At 39.7% G+C, this 14116-nt stretch carries 14 protein-coding genes; 12 read left to right on the forward strand and 2 right to left on the reverse strand.

Annotated elements, in window-relative coordinates; genetic code table 11:
* Positions 1-610: 610 nt before the first annotated feature.
* Positions 611-952 (forward strand): zinc ribbon domain-containing protein YjdM, encoded by a 342-nt coding sequence (locus FAY30_RS03895; RefSeq protein WP_149868650.1) that lies wholly within the window; start codon positions 611-613, stop codon positions 950-952.
* Positions 953-1331: 379 nt separating this feature from the next.
* Here the strand turns inward: FAY30_RS03895 and FAY30_RS03900 are convergent, their stop codons facing one another.
* Complete coding sequence (locus FAY30_RS03900; RefSeq protein ID WP_149868651.1) at positions 1332-1772, reverse strand: YtoQ family protein; 441 nt, start codon at positions 1770-1772, stop codon at positions 1332-1334.
* Between the two features lie 208 nt (positions 1773-1980).
* Here FAY30_RS03900 and FAY30_RS03905 point away from each other — a divergent pair, with 208 nt between their 5' ends.
* The 4 genes from FAY30_RS03905 to FAY30_RS03920 all read left to right on the forward strand — a co-directional run bounded on the left by FAY30_RS03905 (position 1981) and on the right by FAY30_RS03920 (position 5729).
* Positions 1981-2409, forward strand: coding sequence for a DUF1801 domain-containing protein (locus tag FAY30_RS03905; RefSeq protein ID WP_149868652.1), 429 nt, complete (start codon positions 1981-1983; stop codon positions 2407-2409).
* A gap of 392 nt (positions 2410-2801) precedes the next feature.
* Positions 2802-3536, forward strand: a complete 735-nt coding sequence (locus FAY30_RS03910) for a CAP domain-containing protein (RefSeq protein WP_149868653.1) — start codon at positions 2802-2804, stop codon at positions 3534-3536.
* A 134-nt stretch (positions 3537-3670) separates the two neighbouring features.
* Positions 3671-4666: a zinc-dependent alcohol dehydrogenase family protein gene (locus tag FAY30_RS03915; protein ID WP_149868654.1), complete on the forward strand. Its 996-nt coding sequence runs from the start codon at positions 3671-3673 to the stop codon at positions 4664-4666.
* A 280-nt stretch (positions 4667-4946) separates the two neighbouring features.
* Positions 4947-5729 (forward strand): ABC transporter substrate-binding protein, encoded by a 783-nt coding sequence (locus FAY30_RS03920; RefSeq protein WP_149868655.1) that lies wholly within the window; start codon positions 4947-4949, stop codon positions 5727-5729.
* A 70-nt stretch (positions 5730-5799) separates the two neighbouring features.
* Here the strand turns inward: FAY30_RS03920 and FAY30_RS03925 are convergent, their stop codons facing one another.
* Positions 5800-6369 (reverse strand): TetR/AcrR family transcriptional regulator, encoded by a 570-nt coding sequence (locus FAY30_RS03925; RefSeq protein ID WP_149868656.1) that lies wholly within the window; start codon positions 6367-6369, stop codon positions 5800-5802.
* 207 nt (positions 6370-6576) lie between these two features.
* Here FAY30_RS03925 and FAY30_RS03930 point away from each other — a divergent pair, with 207 nt between their 5' ends.
* The 7 genes from FAY30_RS03930 (at position 6577) to FAY30_RS03960 (ending at position 14102) form a co-directional block, all read left to right on the forward strand.
* Positions 6577-7488, forward strand: a complete 912-nt coding sequence (locus tag FAY30_RS03930) for a DsbA family protein (protein ID WP_149872582.1) — start codon at positions 6577-6579, stop codon at positions 7486-7488.
* A gap of 195 nt (positions 7489-7683) precedes the next feature.
* The gene (locus tag FAY30_RS03935; RefSeq protein ID WP_149868657.1) at positions 7684-8508 is read left to right on the forward strand and encodes a M55 family metallopeptidase; all 825 of its coding nucleotides are present in this window, start codon (positions 7684-7686) and stop codon (positions 8506-8508) included.
* A 13-nt stretch (positions 8509-8521) separates the two neighbouring features.
* On the forward strand, positions 8522-9454 hold the full coding sequence (locus tag FAY30_RS03940) for an ABC transporter permease (RefSeq protein ID WP_149868658.1): 933 nt from the start codon (positions 8522-8524) through the stop codon (positions 9452-9454).
* On the forward strand, positions 9454-10407 hold the full coding sequence (locus FAY30_RS03945; RefSeq protein WP_149868659.1) for an ABC transporter permease: 954 nt from the start codon (positions 9454-9456) through the stop codon (positions 10405-10407). The genes FAY30_RS03940 and FAY30_RS03945 overlap by 1 nt, the downstream gene beginning before the upstream one ends.
* A gap of 4 nt (positions 10408-10411) precedes the next feature.
* Complete coding sequence (locus FAY30_RS03950; protein WP_149868660.1) at positions 10412-11410, forward strand: ABC transporter ATP-binding protein; 999 nt, start codon at positions 10412-10414, stop codon at positions 11408-11410.
* 24 nt (positions 11411-11434) lie between these two features.
* Positions 11435-13069, forward strand: coding sequence for a peptide ABC transporter substrate-binding protein (locus FAY30_RS03955; protein ID WP_149868661.1), 1635 nt, complete (start codon positions 11435-11437; stop codon positions 13067-13069).
* 109 nt (positions 13070-13178) lie between these two features.
* Positions 13179-14102 carry a S66 peptidase family protein gene (locus FAY30_RS03960; protein ID WP_149868662.1) on the forward strand — a complete coding sequence of 308 codons (924 nt, stop codon included), beginning with the start codon at positions 13179-13181 and terminating at the stop codon, positions 14100-14102.
* The last annotated feature ends 14 nt before the right edge of the window (positions 14103-14116 follow it).

A 14116-nucleotide genomic window follows, 5' to 3' on the forward strand; every position in this document is an offset into this window, starting at 1 on the left:
AGGTATATACATGACAAAAGCCCTAAGTATACATCTATCATAAAAGTCCTGGGACATTATGGCAGAAAGCTCTTTAATATTCAAAATATATCATTATAGGATCAGAGTCTATATAGCAAATAATTACTTTTACCACTCTTATTGACCGTTTCACAAGTTGTGTGCATTTGCACTGGTTGTAAAGTAACCAACTTATAAAATTTGAGCTTTTAACTCAATCAATAGGGCAACTATAGTTGCCAATCGGCATTTGACCCGGCTGTCCGTATGGCCTTAACTTCCTAAAATGAAGTGGTCAAAATTATCTGCTTGGAAAGACTCAATAATTTGAATAGTAGCTTTCCAATTAAAAAGAACTTTTTCATATTATCAGTATATTGCATAAATAGCAAGAGGAAAATCAATTTTTTTTTTTGGAAAATCTTGTGCGCGGCTTTTTTTCGAATAGGCGACTTTCTTAAGGTGTTAATCCGGTTTCTAGGAGGGCTTGTCGATAGAAGGAGAGTATGCCAATGTAGATGGATAGTATGATCTCCCTATGAAATTTTCAGTTCACGATCGATATTCTTATATTTGGAAATTTACAGGGATGAATGGAGGAAATGAGAATATGTCAAGTTTACCAAACTGTCCAAAATGTAATTCAGAATACACGTATGAGGATCAAAGCCTTTTTGTTTGCCCGGAATGTGCTCATGAGTGGGCTTTAAACTCAGAAACGGAAAATAATGAAGACCAAAAGATCGTCAAGGATGCAAATGGAAATGTTTTAACTGATGGGGATTCTGTAACAGTCATCAAGGACCTGAAAGTAAAAGGAAGCTCATCCGTCTTAAAAGTAGGCACAAAAGTGAAAAATATACGTTTAGTTGATGGGGACCATGATATTGATTGTAAAATTGATGGTTTTGGAGCAATGAAATTAAAATCTGAATTTGTTAAAAAGGTATAAATACAGTCGTAAAAAACAGAAATGATATCTAATAATAGGTGCCTGGCCCCGGATTAGTGAATGGGGGTCAGGCATTTTAAAATTTACAGGTAATGTGGCCTGTATAAATTAATCCTTTAGAATGGGTATTGCATGATTTATTAACCTCATAACACTTCAATGAGCGGATTTAGGCGTCTTATGGGCGAATAATGCCATTCAATGGGCGAATATCGATGTTCAATGGGCGGATATTGCCATTTAATGAGCGAATCCAAAAATGCGACATTCTTTTTTGAAATAGTCGAAGGAATTCACAAGCAAAAATCTAGAGAAGATTTTGCTTGTGATTTTAATATGGTTTATCTACGGTTGCCTGACCTCGATTGTGTCAAAATCATTATTCAAAAATATAACTTATAACATCCAAGGCTTGATCAACGGTTTCCACAGTTACATTCGCTTTATTGGAAAGTTCTTTTAATGGATGTATTAATGATTCAGGCCTAATGATTATGGTAGGTTTGTTCATTGCAATTGCTGTGCTGGCATCCATGGCTGTATTCCATTGCTTATACTTTTCACCAAATAGGGCAATGACTATATCTGATTTCTGCATTAAAACCTGGGTTCTGAAATTGTTTATATCAGAGGCAGCATCATCCTTATAGAAATTTCCGGGCTGAGGACCGAGAATTTCTTCGCCGATATTGTCTGATCGTTCATGGTTTGTTTGAGGTGCGACAAATACTAAGGGTAGATTTTTTTCTTTTGCCTTTTTCTTTACGTCTTCTCTCCAAGTATCATGAATCTGCCCAGCTAAATACACAGTTAATTCCAATATGACCCCTCCAAAATTCATTTTTCTATCCCTATACTATAAAATTTTGTAAGATTTTCAAAGGATTAGGATTCCTGCAAGGGTTAAACAAATGCAACTCATTGGCAAATGAAACCTTTTTCCATTTTTTAACGTAGAAAAGATACAAGCAAAAATAGAAGGATTTTCGTGTTTTCGGAGATAAATGAAAAAAAGGAGTGTGCAAATCATGTACGAATTAAAAACAAAAGAGACCGAGAATAGTGTGATTGAATTTATTGAAAAGGTTGATAGTCTAAAAAAACGTGAAGATGCCTATAAATTATTAGATATCTTTACGGAAACGACGGGTTATCCAGCAAAGATGTGGGGTCCCAGTATCATTGGATTCGGTTCCTATCATTATAAATATGAGTCAGGGCATGAAGGGGATGCACCGCTAGTTGGTTTCTCACCTCGTAAAGTAAAAATCAGTTTATATTTTGCTCCTGGAGAAACGAAACGGGAAGAATTGCTAGAGGAGTTTGGGAAACATACAACAGGAAAAGCATGTGTCTACATTAATAAAGTAGCAGATATTGATGTTGATGTGTTAAGGGCATTAATTAAGGAGTCCGTCACGTTTTTGAAAGAAATGTATCCGGAACAGGGGAAATGATCAAGACCGTGCCTGTCCAAGGGTGCGAGTGACAAATAACGCTCAGAGCATTCTGAGCGTTATTTATATTCTTGTTAATAAAATATAGCTGTAATTTACGATATTTAGCTGAAATATTTGTTATAAAATCTCAGCGGTTAAGAACTGTCAATCCCTTTATTCACTATAATTACTGGGAGGAATTCATAAAAGTGGAAAACCATTTGGACTAGGGGAAATTTAAGTTGAATCATTGAAATTGTTGATAGAGTCGGCATACCAAAAGAATAGAATTATTTATAATTAGTAGCTGGGCTGCTAGCTGTTAAATTCTTCCTTAAATATGACAAAAATCATATGGTACAATGAATGTGAATTTGAAAGGAATTTTTCCAAAACGGGAGGATGGGAATATGATAAAGAAGAAATTAATTCTAACAATTGCGGCCGCTTCGGCATTGGTGATGGCTAATCCTGTGATCAATAAGGCAGCTGCTGCAACGACTAGCCCACAGGTGCAAGAAAAAGTATATGTGTACCAAGGCAGTGACATGAATGAACTTAATAGTATCATAGAAAAATATCTTGCTAGTTTTGGATTTTCCACTAACGCAGTAAAGCAGCCATCTCAAACACAGAAGAATCAAATAGGGTCAGCTCAGCAGCCAACTAAGACTGCAGAGGCTAAACCGGTACAGCAGCAGCCAGCTCAGACTGCCGAGGCTAAACCAGTGCAGCAACAGCCGGCAACTTCACAACCTGCAAGTACTTTAAGTGCATATGAACAAAAGGTTGTTGACCTTACAAATCAAGAACGTGCTAAAAACGGTTTACCTGCCCTTAAAGTGGATTTGACGCTAAGCAAAATGGCTCATGAAAAATCTCGTGATATGTCTGCCAATGGCTATTTCAGCCACACAAGCCCAACATATGGTTCCCCGTTTGATATGATGAAGAAATACGGGATTACCTATCGTTCAGCAGGTGAAAACATTGCTATGGGACAAAGAACTCCTGAGGAAGTTGTGAAGGCTTGGATGAATAGTGAAGGGCACCGCAAGAACATTCTAAGTCCAAACTACAACTATATTGGAGTAGGTTACGTTTCACAAGGAAACTATTGGACTCAGGAGTTTATAGGGAAATAAAGCAAAAAAACTTGTAGAGCGTGATTCTCAAGTTTTTTTGTACGTTGCGTGATTACTAAAGATGTTTGAAAATTCATATTGTTTCTAAAAGTATAAGTGCCTAGTGTAAAATGAGGAGAGGAGGGTGATAACGAATGAAAGCACAAGTGATTAAAAAATTTGGAGATCCATCTGTTTTTGAAATGGCTGAGGTTCCTAAGCCTGAAGCCATTCCTGGGCATGTTGTCATTCAAGTAAAAGCAACAAGTGTCAATCCAATTGATACAAAGATTCGGTCTGGAGCGGTAGCAGCGATTGCACCGGAATTTCCAGCGATCCTTCACGGTGATGTAGCTGGAGTCATTGTAGAGGTGGGAGAAGGAGTATCAGAGTTCAAGGTTGGTGATGAAGTTTTTGGCTGCGCCGGTGGTGTTAAAGGAACAGGTGGTGCCCTGGCCGAATATATGCTTGCGGACGTACAGCTTCTAGCTGCGAAACCAACCAATCTAACGATGGCACAAGCGGCGGCGCTTCCTCTGGTAACTATTACAGCATGGGAGGCACTTTATAATCGGGCAAATGTTCAAAACGGGGAAACAGTACTTATTCATGGAGCCACAGGCGGAGTAGGTCATGTCGCCATTCAACTGGCAAAGTTAGCTGGGGCAAAAGTATTTACAACGGCTTCATCTGACGAAAAATTAAGTATTGGTAAGCGTTTAGGCGCAGATGTTGCCATTAATTATCGGGAACAGTCAGTCGAGCAGTACGTAAAGGAATATACAGATGGAAAAGGGTTTGACATTGTGTTCGATACGGTTGGCGGCGAAAACCTTGATCGATCTTTTCAGGCTGCGGCCACTTACGGAACAGTCCTATCAATTGCCGCACGCTCCACGCATGATTTGTCACCTCTCCATGCTAAAGCACTGACCTTACATATTACCTTCATGATTTTAAAAATCATGAATAAGGAAAAAAGGCAGGAATACGGGAATATTTTACGAGAAGTAACGAAGCTTGTAGAGGAAGGGAAACTTCAGCCGTTAGTAGATGGAAGGGTTTTTAGTTTTAATCAAGTAAATGAGGCACATACTTTATTGGAATCTCATCAGGCAATTGGAAAGATTGTATTAACAAATGAATGGTAAATAGAGTGGAAAGAAGAAAAGAAAAGGTCGCCAATAAAGGCTATAAGAGCACGAAACTCTGAAAAAAGAGGGGGACCGGTCGCCAATAAGGGTTATAGGAGCCCGAAACTCTGAAAAAAGAGGGGGACCGGTCGCCAATAAGGGTTATAGGAGCCCGAAACTCTGAAAAAAGATGAGGACAGGTCGCCAATAAGTGCATCGGTCAGTAAGATCAATGTTCCATGTAAGAAAATAGTAAACTATAAAGTGACAATTAAAGCTGCCATAAGGGGGAGATTTGATGACACATTCAATAACTGATCATCTTGGTAGACGGGTGAATATTCCGGCTGTGCCCAAGCGGATTATTTCCATTTGTCCAGCAATTACGGAGACACTCTTTGCCTTAGGCCTGGAGAATGAAATAGTTGGCCGGACAAAATATTGCATTTTTCCAAAAGGGATCGTTGATGAAGTAGCAGTCGTCGGCGGTACAAAAGAAGTAAACGTGGAAACAATTCGTAATTTACAAGCGGATCTTATTCTAGCCGAAAAAGAAGAAAACACCGAAGAAATTGTACTTGCACTTGAAAAAATTGCTCCAGTTTTTGTTTTGGAAGTACAAAAAATTGAGGAATCCTACCGACTGATCGAAACGCTGGGGTTATTAACAAATAGACAACAGGCAGCTAGCCGCCTCATCACATCCTGCAAAGCATCCTTCCCTGTTCGTGCAGACAAGCAGAATCTAAACGCCGCCTATGTTATTTGGCGAAAACCATATATGGTAGTGGGAGGGACGACATACATTAATGATGTCTTGCACACACTTGGTTTCCAAAACCCCTTTGAAACGGGAGAATCCAGGTATCCAACGGTTACAAAAGAGGAACTTGCAGCTGCGAAACTTGATGTGCTTCTGCTTGCTTCCGAACCATTTCCCTTTCAAGAAAAACATATTGCAGAATTTCAATCGTTTCTACCAAATACAAAAATCGTTTTAGTGGATGGCGAGATGTTTTGGAACGGAGCGAAAATGCTGGAAGCAGGGCCTTACTTAGAAAAATTAAAAAAAGAAATATGACCAAGAGGATGGACGGTTCTTATGCTCCGCACTTCAAAAACCATAAGAACCGCCCAAGCGGCCTTCCCTGTTAGTTTTTAGAACCAAAATCAATCCCAGAAATGATATAAGGAATGGCTGATTTGATAAATTCTTCCGGTGGTATCTTTTTACTATTTCTTCGCCATTCTACAGAAGCCCCGTAAATTCCCCAGCTTAATATGACAGCAGTAATCTTTAGAGCTTCGTCCTCTTCCGTGTTATTTTGTTTTAACAACAGTTTGTAAAAAATGATTTCGAGCTGTTCCCTAATAATACGGGCAATGGTATCTTCGTAACCCCTATGGCAGCGATTGGACAATGACTTTTGAAAATTTGTGATAGCAGTGAAGAGCCTAACGAAAGCTTCTTCATTAAGTTCGTCATCCTGGTAGAAATCATAATTCAAATTAACTAACAATACTTCTGATAATACCTTCTCTAATAAATCATATATATCTTCAAAATGATAATAAAATGTGGCACGATTAATCATCGCCTCAGTTGTAATATCCTTAACGGTAATATCCTTAAATTCCTTATTCCCTGAAAGTTCAATGAAAGAATCCATAATTAATTTGCGAGTCCTTAGTACTCGTGGGTCCGTCTTTGATTGAGTCATTTTGTAATCACCCCTACTTTTTAAACACTTTCTTAAATGTGTAGTATAAACAACATATCCACAGAACTATCGGTGTTGATAATTTTCATTATGACTTAAGATTTAATTGTGAAGCAAATAATATCAATTGTGTTTTTGAAAAGGAAAGCGTAGATACGTTTTGTAAAACAATTAAGGGGGAAAAATGAATTGAAAAACAATAATAATATGATGTGTGATTTAGAAACAGGTGTCTGTGGAGTAGCTGGAGAAGAGGGTATGGAAGTTATTGATTTTAATCAACCAAAAAAATCGATTAATCTTTATTATGTGACGGATCCTATTTGTTCGCATTGCTGGGCAATTGAACCGGTGCTTCGTCGATTTGTAGAGCAGTATGGAGACTATTTTAACTTTCATACGGTTATGGGTGGTTTGCTGGAAAAATGGCATGACGGACCAATCGATCCTGCAAACGGAATTTATAAACCAGCTGACGTTGCTGGTCACTGGAGAGAAGTAGGAGAATATTCAAGAATGCCAATTGATGGGTCGTTAATGATTGATAATCCAGTTCAATCCTCCTACCCACCCTCTCGTGTATTTAAGGTAATTCAAAAAAATCACAATGAGAAAACGGCATTTGACTATTTGCGCCGTGCAAGAGAAGCGCTTTTCGCCTTCAATCAAAACATTTCAGATAAATCCGTTATGATAGAAATCGTAAATAACCTGGGTCTTGATGGAGAAGCCATTGTAAATGAAGCGGAGCAGCCAATCGGACAACAATTATTGAATGAAGATTTTGCTCTTGCCAGAAGCTTAGGTGTCAGAGGATTTCCAAGCATTATCATGATCAATGAGGAAAATAAAGGCGTAAAAATCGGTGGCGGGCGTCCGTTTGAATCCTATGTTGACGGATTAAAACAAGTTTTAAATCTGGAAGAGCTTAAGCCAAAACAACAACCATCTCTTTCTAGCTTGCTGGAAAAAGAAAAACTTTTATTTTCTAAAGAAATTGAAGTCATGTACGATGTGGAACAATCAGATGTTACCTCGTTTATTGAAAAAGAGCTTCTACCAGATCGTTATCAAGTGAAGGAAATTCTAGGAGAACTCTATTTTACAACTACTAAATAAAGGAGAATGTAAAATAAATAATAAAACCCCGACTTTGGAACTACAGAAAAAAGGCAGGAGGATTCAATTGTGAATTCTCCTGCTTTTTTTGCGCGTTTTCGGGACTTTTATACCATTTTTTGAGAGGTTTGTAAAATAGAAGGAAGTAATTTATAATAATAAGAAAATTATAAATTGATAGAAAGGGTTTTGGGGATGAAATTATATATGTCGGTTGACATGGAAGGAATTACAGGGATGGTTGACCACACTCAAGTTGATTCCGGTAAGCATAATTATGAACGAAGCCGTATTATTATGACGGATGAAGCGAATCATGTCATAACAGCAGCCTTTGAATCAGGGTGTAATGAGGTAGTAGTAAATGATAGCCATTCTAAAATGAACAATCTATTAATTGAGAGGCTTCACCCTGAGACACAATTAATTACCGGTGATGTGAAACCGTTTTCAATGGTGCAAGGATTAGATGCATCATTTCATGGAGCGGCATTTGTTGGCTACCATGCTCGCGCAGCACTAAAAGGGGTCATGTCACATTCAATGATCTTTGGTGTCCGCAATATGTATATTAATGATGTAGCGGTGGGCGAACTTGGATTTAACGCCTATGTCGCAGGATATTACGATGTACCGCTGCTGATGGTTGCTGGTGATGACCGTGCTGCATTTGAAGCAGAGCAGTTGATCCCGGGTGTGACAACGGCAATTGTAAAAGAATCCATCTCAAGGTCCGCAGTCAAATCGTTAACACCCACTAAAGCTGGGCAGCTTCTCCGTGAAAAAACGGCTATTGCACTAAAAAATAGAGATAAAGTGAGACCGCTTACACCGCCGGACCGCCCACTTCTATCAATTGAATTTACCAACTATGGAGAAGCGGAATGGGCTCATTTAATGCCCGGCACAGAAATTGTCCCAGAAACAACCATTGTTCGTTTTCAAGCAAAAGACATTTTGGAAGCCTATCAAGCAATGCTCGTAATGACGGAAATGGCGATGAGAACTACATTCTGTTAGGAAGTGGACAAGCATGAATTCATATTTCATTAAACGTTTTGCAGCGATGATTATCACGTTATGGCTCATCATTACAGCAACATTTTTCTTAATGCATTCGGTACCAGGTTCACCATTTAATGAGGAACGAACAACCAATGAAGCAGTCCAGAAGAACCTCGAAGCCTATTACCAACTGGATAAACCGCTCATCGTCCAATATGGAAATTACTTAGCGGCACTTGTGAAATTAGACCTTGGCCCGTCCATTAAAAAATCATCACAGACCGTTAACGACATGCTGGGCAGAGGATTTCCGGTATCATTTGAACTTGGCTTTTATACACTTTTAGTTGCAATATTTTCAGGGATATTACTCGGAGTGCTTGCTGCCCTTCGACATAATGGAATTCTCGACTATGTGGCGATGAGTATTGCTGTAATCGGAATTTCGATACCGAACTTTGTTATGGCAACTTTTTTGATTGAGGAATTGGCGGTCAGATTTCCAATATTTCCTGTCGCTACATGGTCTAGCCCGAAACATATGGTATTGCCGATTTTGGCATTGGCAACAGGACCAATGGCGATTATCGCCCGCTTAACTCGCACATCTATGCTGGAAGTATTAACGCAAGATTACATAAAAACGGCAAAAGCAAAGGGATTGTCCCCAGTTAAAATTGTGTTCAAGCATGCCTTAAGAAATGCGCTATTGCCGGTTGTTACCGTTTTGGGTTCATTAGCGGCAAGTATCTTAACAGGGACATTTGTTATTGAAAAAATATTCGCAATCCCGGGGATGGGAAAATACTTTGTTGATAGTATCAATACGCGGGATTATCCCGTCATTATGGGAACAACGGTCTTTTATAGTGCCATTTTAATCCTAATGCTGTTAATCGTCGATCTCGCATACGGGGTATTGGATCCAAGAATAAAACTGCATAAAAAGGAGGCGAAATAATGGAACTACGAAAACATGAAAACAGAAATATTTCGCCAGATGTTCCAGATGAATGGTTTGTTCCTAAAGCACGAAATCAAACAGCTGCAGAAGCAGTCATAAGACCTAGCTTGTCTTACTGGAAGGATTCATGGCTCAGGCTGTTAAAAAATAAATTAGCGATGGCCGGCTTAGTTTTCTTAGCCTTACTAACTTTATTGGCCATTTTCGGACCGATGATTTCACCACATTCCGTGGAAAAACAATCGTTAACACTGCAGAATTTGCCTCCATCAAGCGAATATTGGTTTGGGACGGATGATTTAGGGCGAGACGTGTTTACGAGAACATGTTATGGTGCGCGAATATCATTATTTGTTGGATTAATGGCTGCCCTCATTGACTTTATAATTGGTGTTGTTTATGGCGGTTTTTCCGGTTACAAAGGCGGCCGGACCGATAACTTGATGATGAGATTTGTGGAAATCCTATATGGCCTTCCGTATTTATTAGTTGTCATTTTAGTTATGGTCGTGATTGGACCGGGATTAACCACCATCATTCTAGCCTTGTCCATAACCGGCTGGGTCGGGATGGCAAGGATTGTGCGCGGGCAAGTCTTGCAAATTAAAAACTTTGAATTTGTTTTGGCATCGAAAACGTTTGGGACAAAAACAGCACGAATTATCCGGAAAAATCTGCTGCCAAATACAATGGGTCCTATAATTGTCCAGATGACGCTAACGATCCCGTCTGCTATTTTTGCAGAAGCATTTTTAAGCTTCATCGGTCTGGGAATTCAAGCTCCGCATGCAAGCTGGGGGGTAATGGCTAATGATGGCTTATCTACTATTCTATCAGGATACTGGTGGCGTTTGTTCTTTCCAACATTGTTCATTTCCTTAACAATGTTCGCGTTTAATGTTTTAGGTGATGGATTGCAGGATGCCCTTGATCCGAAGCTTAGGAGGTAACATCATGGAGAAAATTCTACAAGTGAAGGATTTACACGTATCCTTTTCAACCTATGGCGGTGAAGTAAATGCTGTTCGCGGTGTCAGTTTTGATTTACATAAAGGTGAAACATTAGCGATTGTTGGGGAATCTGGCTGTGGGAAAAGTGTAACTTCTCAAAGTATTATGAGACTTATTCCCACTCCTCCCGGAAGAATAACGGGCGGAGAAGTCCTTTTCCAAGGCATGGATTTAATGAAGTTAAAAGAACCGGAACTGCGGAAACTTCGCGGTGCCAATATTTCGATGATTTTTCAAGATCCAATGACCGCTTTAAATCCAACGATGACAATTGGTGAGCAAATCATGGAAGGAATTATCCAGCATGAAAAGGTCACAAGAGGCAAGGCAAAAGAAGCAGCAATTGAAATGCTTACACTTGTGGGTATTCCAAGTCCTGAACAACGGTTAAAACAATACCCTCATCAGTTTAGCGGCGGGATGCGGCAGCGAATAGTCATTGCTATGGCACTTGTGTGCCAGCCGGATGTATTAATTGCCGATGAACCGACAACCGCGCTTGATGTTACAATACAAGCACAAATTTTGGAGTTATTTAGAGATATCCAAAAGAAAACAGGGGTATCCATCATTCTTATCACCCATGATTTGGGTGTAGTCGCACAGGTTGCCGACCGAGTTGCCGTTATGTATGCGGGAAAAATCGTTGAATTAGGGACAAGGCGGGAAATTTTTTATCAACCGCAGCATCCATATACGAAGGGATTACTTCAGTCCGTGCCGCGCCTGGACATGGAAAAGGAGGAACTTGTTCCGATCCCTGGAACACCGCCGGACTTATTTTCCCCGCCGGTTGGATGTGCCTTTTCAGCACGCTGTCCATATGTGATGGAAGTTTGTGATAAAGTCTACCCATTTAAAACCCATCTTAGCAGCAACCACCAAGTGGATTGCTGGCTGCAGGATGAACGAGCTAAAAAATTGGTTTCAACATTTGTTTAAATAAAAAAACCGAGGGGGAGAATCATGAAAAAGTTAATGACATTGTTGATCACTTCTTTGCTTGTATTTGCTTTAGCAGCATGTACAGCAAACAAGGATGCAGGAAGTGAACCGAAAAAAGACGATGGAAAAGGAAAGTCTAAGGAAAAGGTAGAAAAAGTCCTATACCTTAATAACAGCCAAGAGCCAACCTCTTGGGATCCGGCCATTGGATTCGATGCCGTTTCTTGGAATTCTTTGAACAACATTATGGAAGGTCTGACCCGTTTGGATGAGAACCATGAACCAAAAGCTGCAACAGCTGAAAAATGGGAAGTATCTGAGGATGGTAAAACCTATACCTTCCATATTCGTGAGAATGCGAAATGGTCAAATGGTGATGATCTGACTGCGGGTGATTTCGTTTTTGCCTGGAAACGTCTATTAGATCCGAAAACAGGATCTTCTGCAGCATTCTTGGGCTATTTTATTGAAGGCGGCGAAGCATTTAACACGGAACAAGGGACTGCTGATGATGTGAAGGTAAAAGCTGTCGATGAAAAGACGTTTGAAGTAACATTGACGAGTCCACAAGCCTATTTCTTAAGCGTCATTGCCAATCCTGCCTTTTTCCCAATTAATGAAAAAGTGGCAGCGGCCAATCCAAATTGGTTTGCTGAAGCAAGCTCATTCGTGGGGAATGGTCCTTTCAATTTAACGGAGTGGAACCATGATAGTGATTTCACCATTACTAAAAATGAAAAGTATTGGGATGCGAAAAATGTAAAATTGGATAAGGTGCATTGGGCGATGGTTGATGACCCAAATACAGAATATCAAATGTACAAGACTGGTGAGTTAGATACGTCTGATGTTCCTGCCGAACTAGCAGATCAGTTGTTTAAAGAAGGGGACGTGAAGGTTGAAGATCAAGCGGGTGAATATTTCTACCGTTTTAATCTTACAAAAGAACCTTTCCAAAACGAGAATATCCGCAAGGCATTCGCGATGGCAGTTAACCAAAAACAAATGGTTGAACTTGTAACAAAAAATCAGGAAAAACCTGCCTATGGGTTTGTCTCCTACGGATTTAAGGATGCTGAAGGTAAGGACTTCCGTAAAACAAGTGGTGACCTTATTAAAACAGATGTAGAAAAAGCAAAGGAACTTTTGAAAAAGGGTATGGAAGAGGAGAAATACACGGAACTACCGGAAGTAACTCTTACTTACAGCACAAGCGATACACATAAGAAAATCGCTGAAGCCTTACAGCAAATGTTTAAAGAGAATTTAGGTGTCGATGTGAAGCTTGCCAATATGGAAAGCAGCGTATTTGCTACCGATCAAAAAGCATTAAAATTCCAGTTATCACGCAGCTCATTCCTTGCTGACTATGCAGACCCAATCAACTTCTTAGAAAACTTTATTACGGGATCTCCAATGAACCGCACTGGGTGGAGCAATGCTGAATTTGATAAATTAATTAAAGATGCAAAAAATGAAAAGGATGAAAAGAAACGCTTCGATATGATGTATCAAGCTGAAAAGATTTTATTCGATGCAGCACCAATCATTCCAATTCACTTCTATAATCAAGTATATTTACAAAATAAGGATGTAACAGGCATCGTTCGTCATCCAGTTGGATATTTAGAATTAAAATGGGCAGATAAGAAATAAGAACGGATTGCAGCGTTTCTTTATTCTTTATTAAAGGGATGTTCAAACGAACATCCCTTTTACCTTAGACACATAGACTTATAGTTGTGAGAAAAGGGGTGGTTTTTAAATGAATGCAGTAAAGCCATATCGGCTTAAAAAGGGTGATATTGTTGGGGTCATTGCCCCGGCAAGCCCGCCGAACCGGGAAAATCTAGAGCGGGGCATAGATTTTTTGAAGGATTTAGGACTAAAAGTTAAGGTTGGCAGCCATGTTTCCCGAATAAATGGTTATTTAGCCGGGTCCGATCAAGAAAGACTTGGAGATTTCCATGACATGTTCAGCGATCCAGAGGTTAAAGCCATCATTTGTGCCTGCGGCGGTTTTGGAACAGGAAGAATGGCTGGCCAAATTGACTACGACCTGATTAAAAAGAATCCCAAAATTTTTTGGGGCTACAGTGATATTACTTTTTTACATACGGCCATTCGGCAGCAATCGGACCTAGTCACCTTTCATGGACCGATGCTGGCTTCAGATATGGGGAAAGAGGATACACACCCATTATCAAAAGAAAGATTTTTGCAATTATTTGAACCTGCCCCTTTTGTCTATACGGAACAAATCTCTCCGTTGGAAGTTTTAGTAGAGGGTGAAGCAAAGGGAGAAATTGTGGGAGGAAATTTGTCGCTTCTAGTCAGTACGCTCGGAACAGCGTATGAAATAGATACAAAGGGTAAGCTGCTGCTAATCGAAGATGTGAATGAAGAGCCTCGGTCTGTTGACCGGATGCTCAATCAGCTTTATTTGGCTGGAAAGTTAGAGGATACTTGCGGCATTCTGATTGGAGACTTTTGTGATTGCACACCAAAAAGGGATCTTTCCTTATCGCTCGAGGAGGTCATCACGTATTATGTTCAACTTGCACAAAAGCCGGCAATGCGGGGATTCATGATTGGTCATTGTAACCCTCATATTTCTATTCCATTAGGTGTGCAAGCCTACATGAATACGTACGAAAAAAAATTAATTGTCGATAGCGGCATCTTGTAAAGGATGGTTTATAT

The sequence above is a fragment of the Bacillus sp. S3 genome (assembly GCF_005154805.1).
In the GTDB taxonomy this organism is placed as follows: domain Bacteria; phylum Bacillota; class Bacilli; order Bacillales; family Cytobacillaceae; genus Neobacillus.

What these genes read in the sequence shown, in the direction of transcription:
- FAY30_RS03960 (WP_149868662.1), top strand. Translation starts at nt 13,179, where the DNA reads ATGAATGCAGTAAAGCCATATCGGCTTAAAAAGGGTGATATTGTTGGG.
- FAY30_RS03895 (WP_149868650.1), top strand. Translation starts at nt 611, where the DNA reads ATGTCAAGTTTACCAAACTGTCCAAAATGTAATTCAGAATACACGTAT.
- FAY30_RS03905 (WP_149868652.1), top strand. Translation starts at nt 1,981, where the DNA reads ATGTACGAATTAAAAACAAAAGAGACCGAGAATAGTGTGATTGAATTT.
- FAY30_RS03920 (WP_149868655.1), top strand. Translation starts at nt 4,947, where the DNA reads ATGACACATTCAATAACTGATCATCTTGGTAGACGGGTGAATATTCCG.
- FAY30_RS03955 (WP_149868661.1), top strand. Translation starts at nt 11,435, where the DNA reads ATGAAAAAGTTAATGACATTGTTGATCACTTCTTTGCTTGTATTTGCT.
- FAY30_RS03950 (WP_149868660.1), top strand. Translation starts at nt 10,412, where the DNA reads ATGGAGAAAATTCTACAAGTGAAGGATTTACACGTATCCTTTTCAACC.
- FAY30_RS03915 (WP_149868654.1), top strand. Translation starts at nt 3,671, where the DNA reads ATGAAAGCACAAGTGATTAAAAAATTTGGAGATCCATCTGTTTTTGAA.
- FAY30_RS03940 (WP_149868658.1), top strand. Translation starts at nt 8,522, where the DNA reads ATGAATTCATATTTCATTAAACGTTTTGCAGCGATGATTATCACGTTA.
- FAY30_RS03935 (WP_149868657.1), top strand. Translation starts at nt 7,684, where the DNA reads ATGAAATTATATATGTCGGTTGACATGGAAGGAATTACAGGGATGGTT.
- FAY30_RS03925 (WP_149868656.1), bottom strand. Translation starts at nt 6,369, where the DNA reads ATGACTCAATCAAAGACGGACCCACGAGTACTAAGGACTCGCAAATTA.
- FAY30_RS03945 (WP_149868659.1), top strand. Translation starts at nt 9,454, where the DNA reads ATGGAACTACGAAAACATGAAAACAGAAATATTTCGCCAGATGTTCCA.
- FAY30_RS03930 (WP_149872582.1), top strand. Translation starts at nt 6,577, where the DNA reads ATGATGTGTGATTTAGAAACAGGTGTCTGTGGAGTAGCTGGAGAAGAG.
- FAY30_RS03910 (WP_149868653.1), top strand. Translation starts at nt 2,802, where the DNA reads ATGATAAAGAAGAAATTAATTCTAACAATTGCGGCCGCTTCGGCATTG.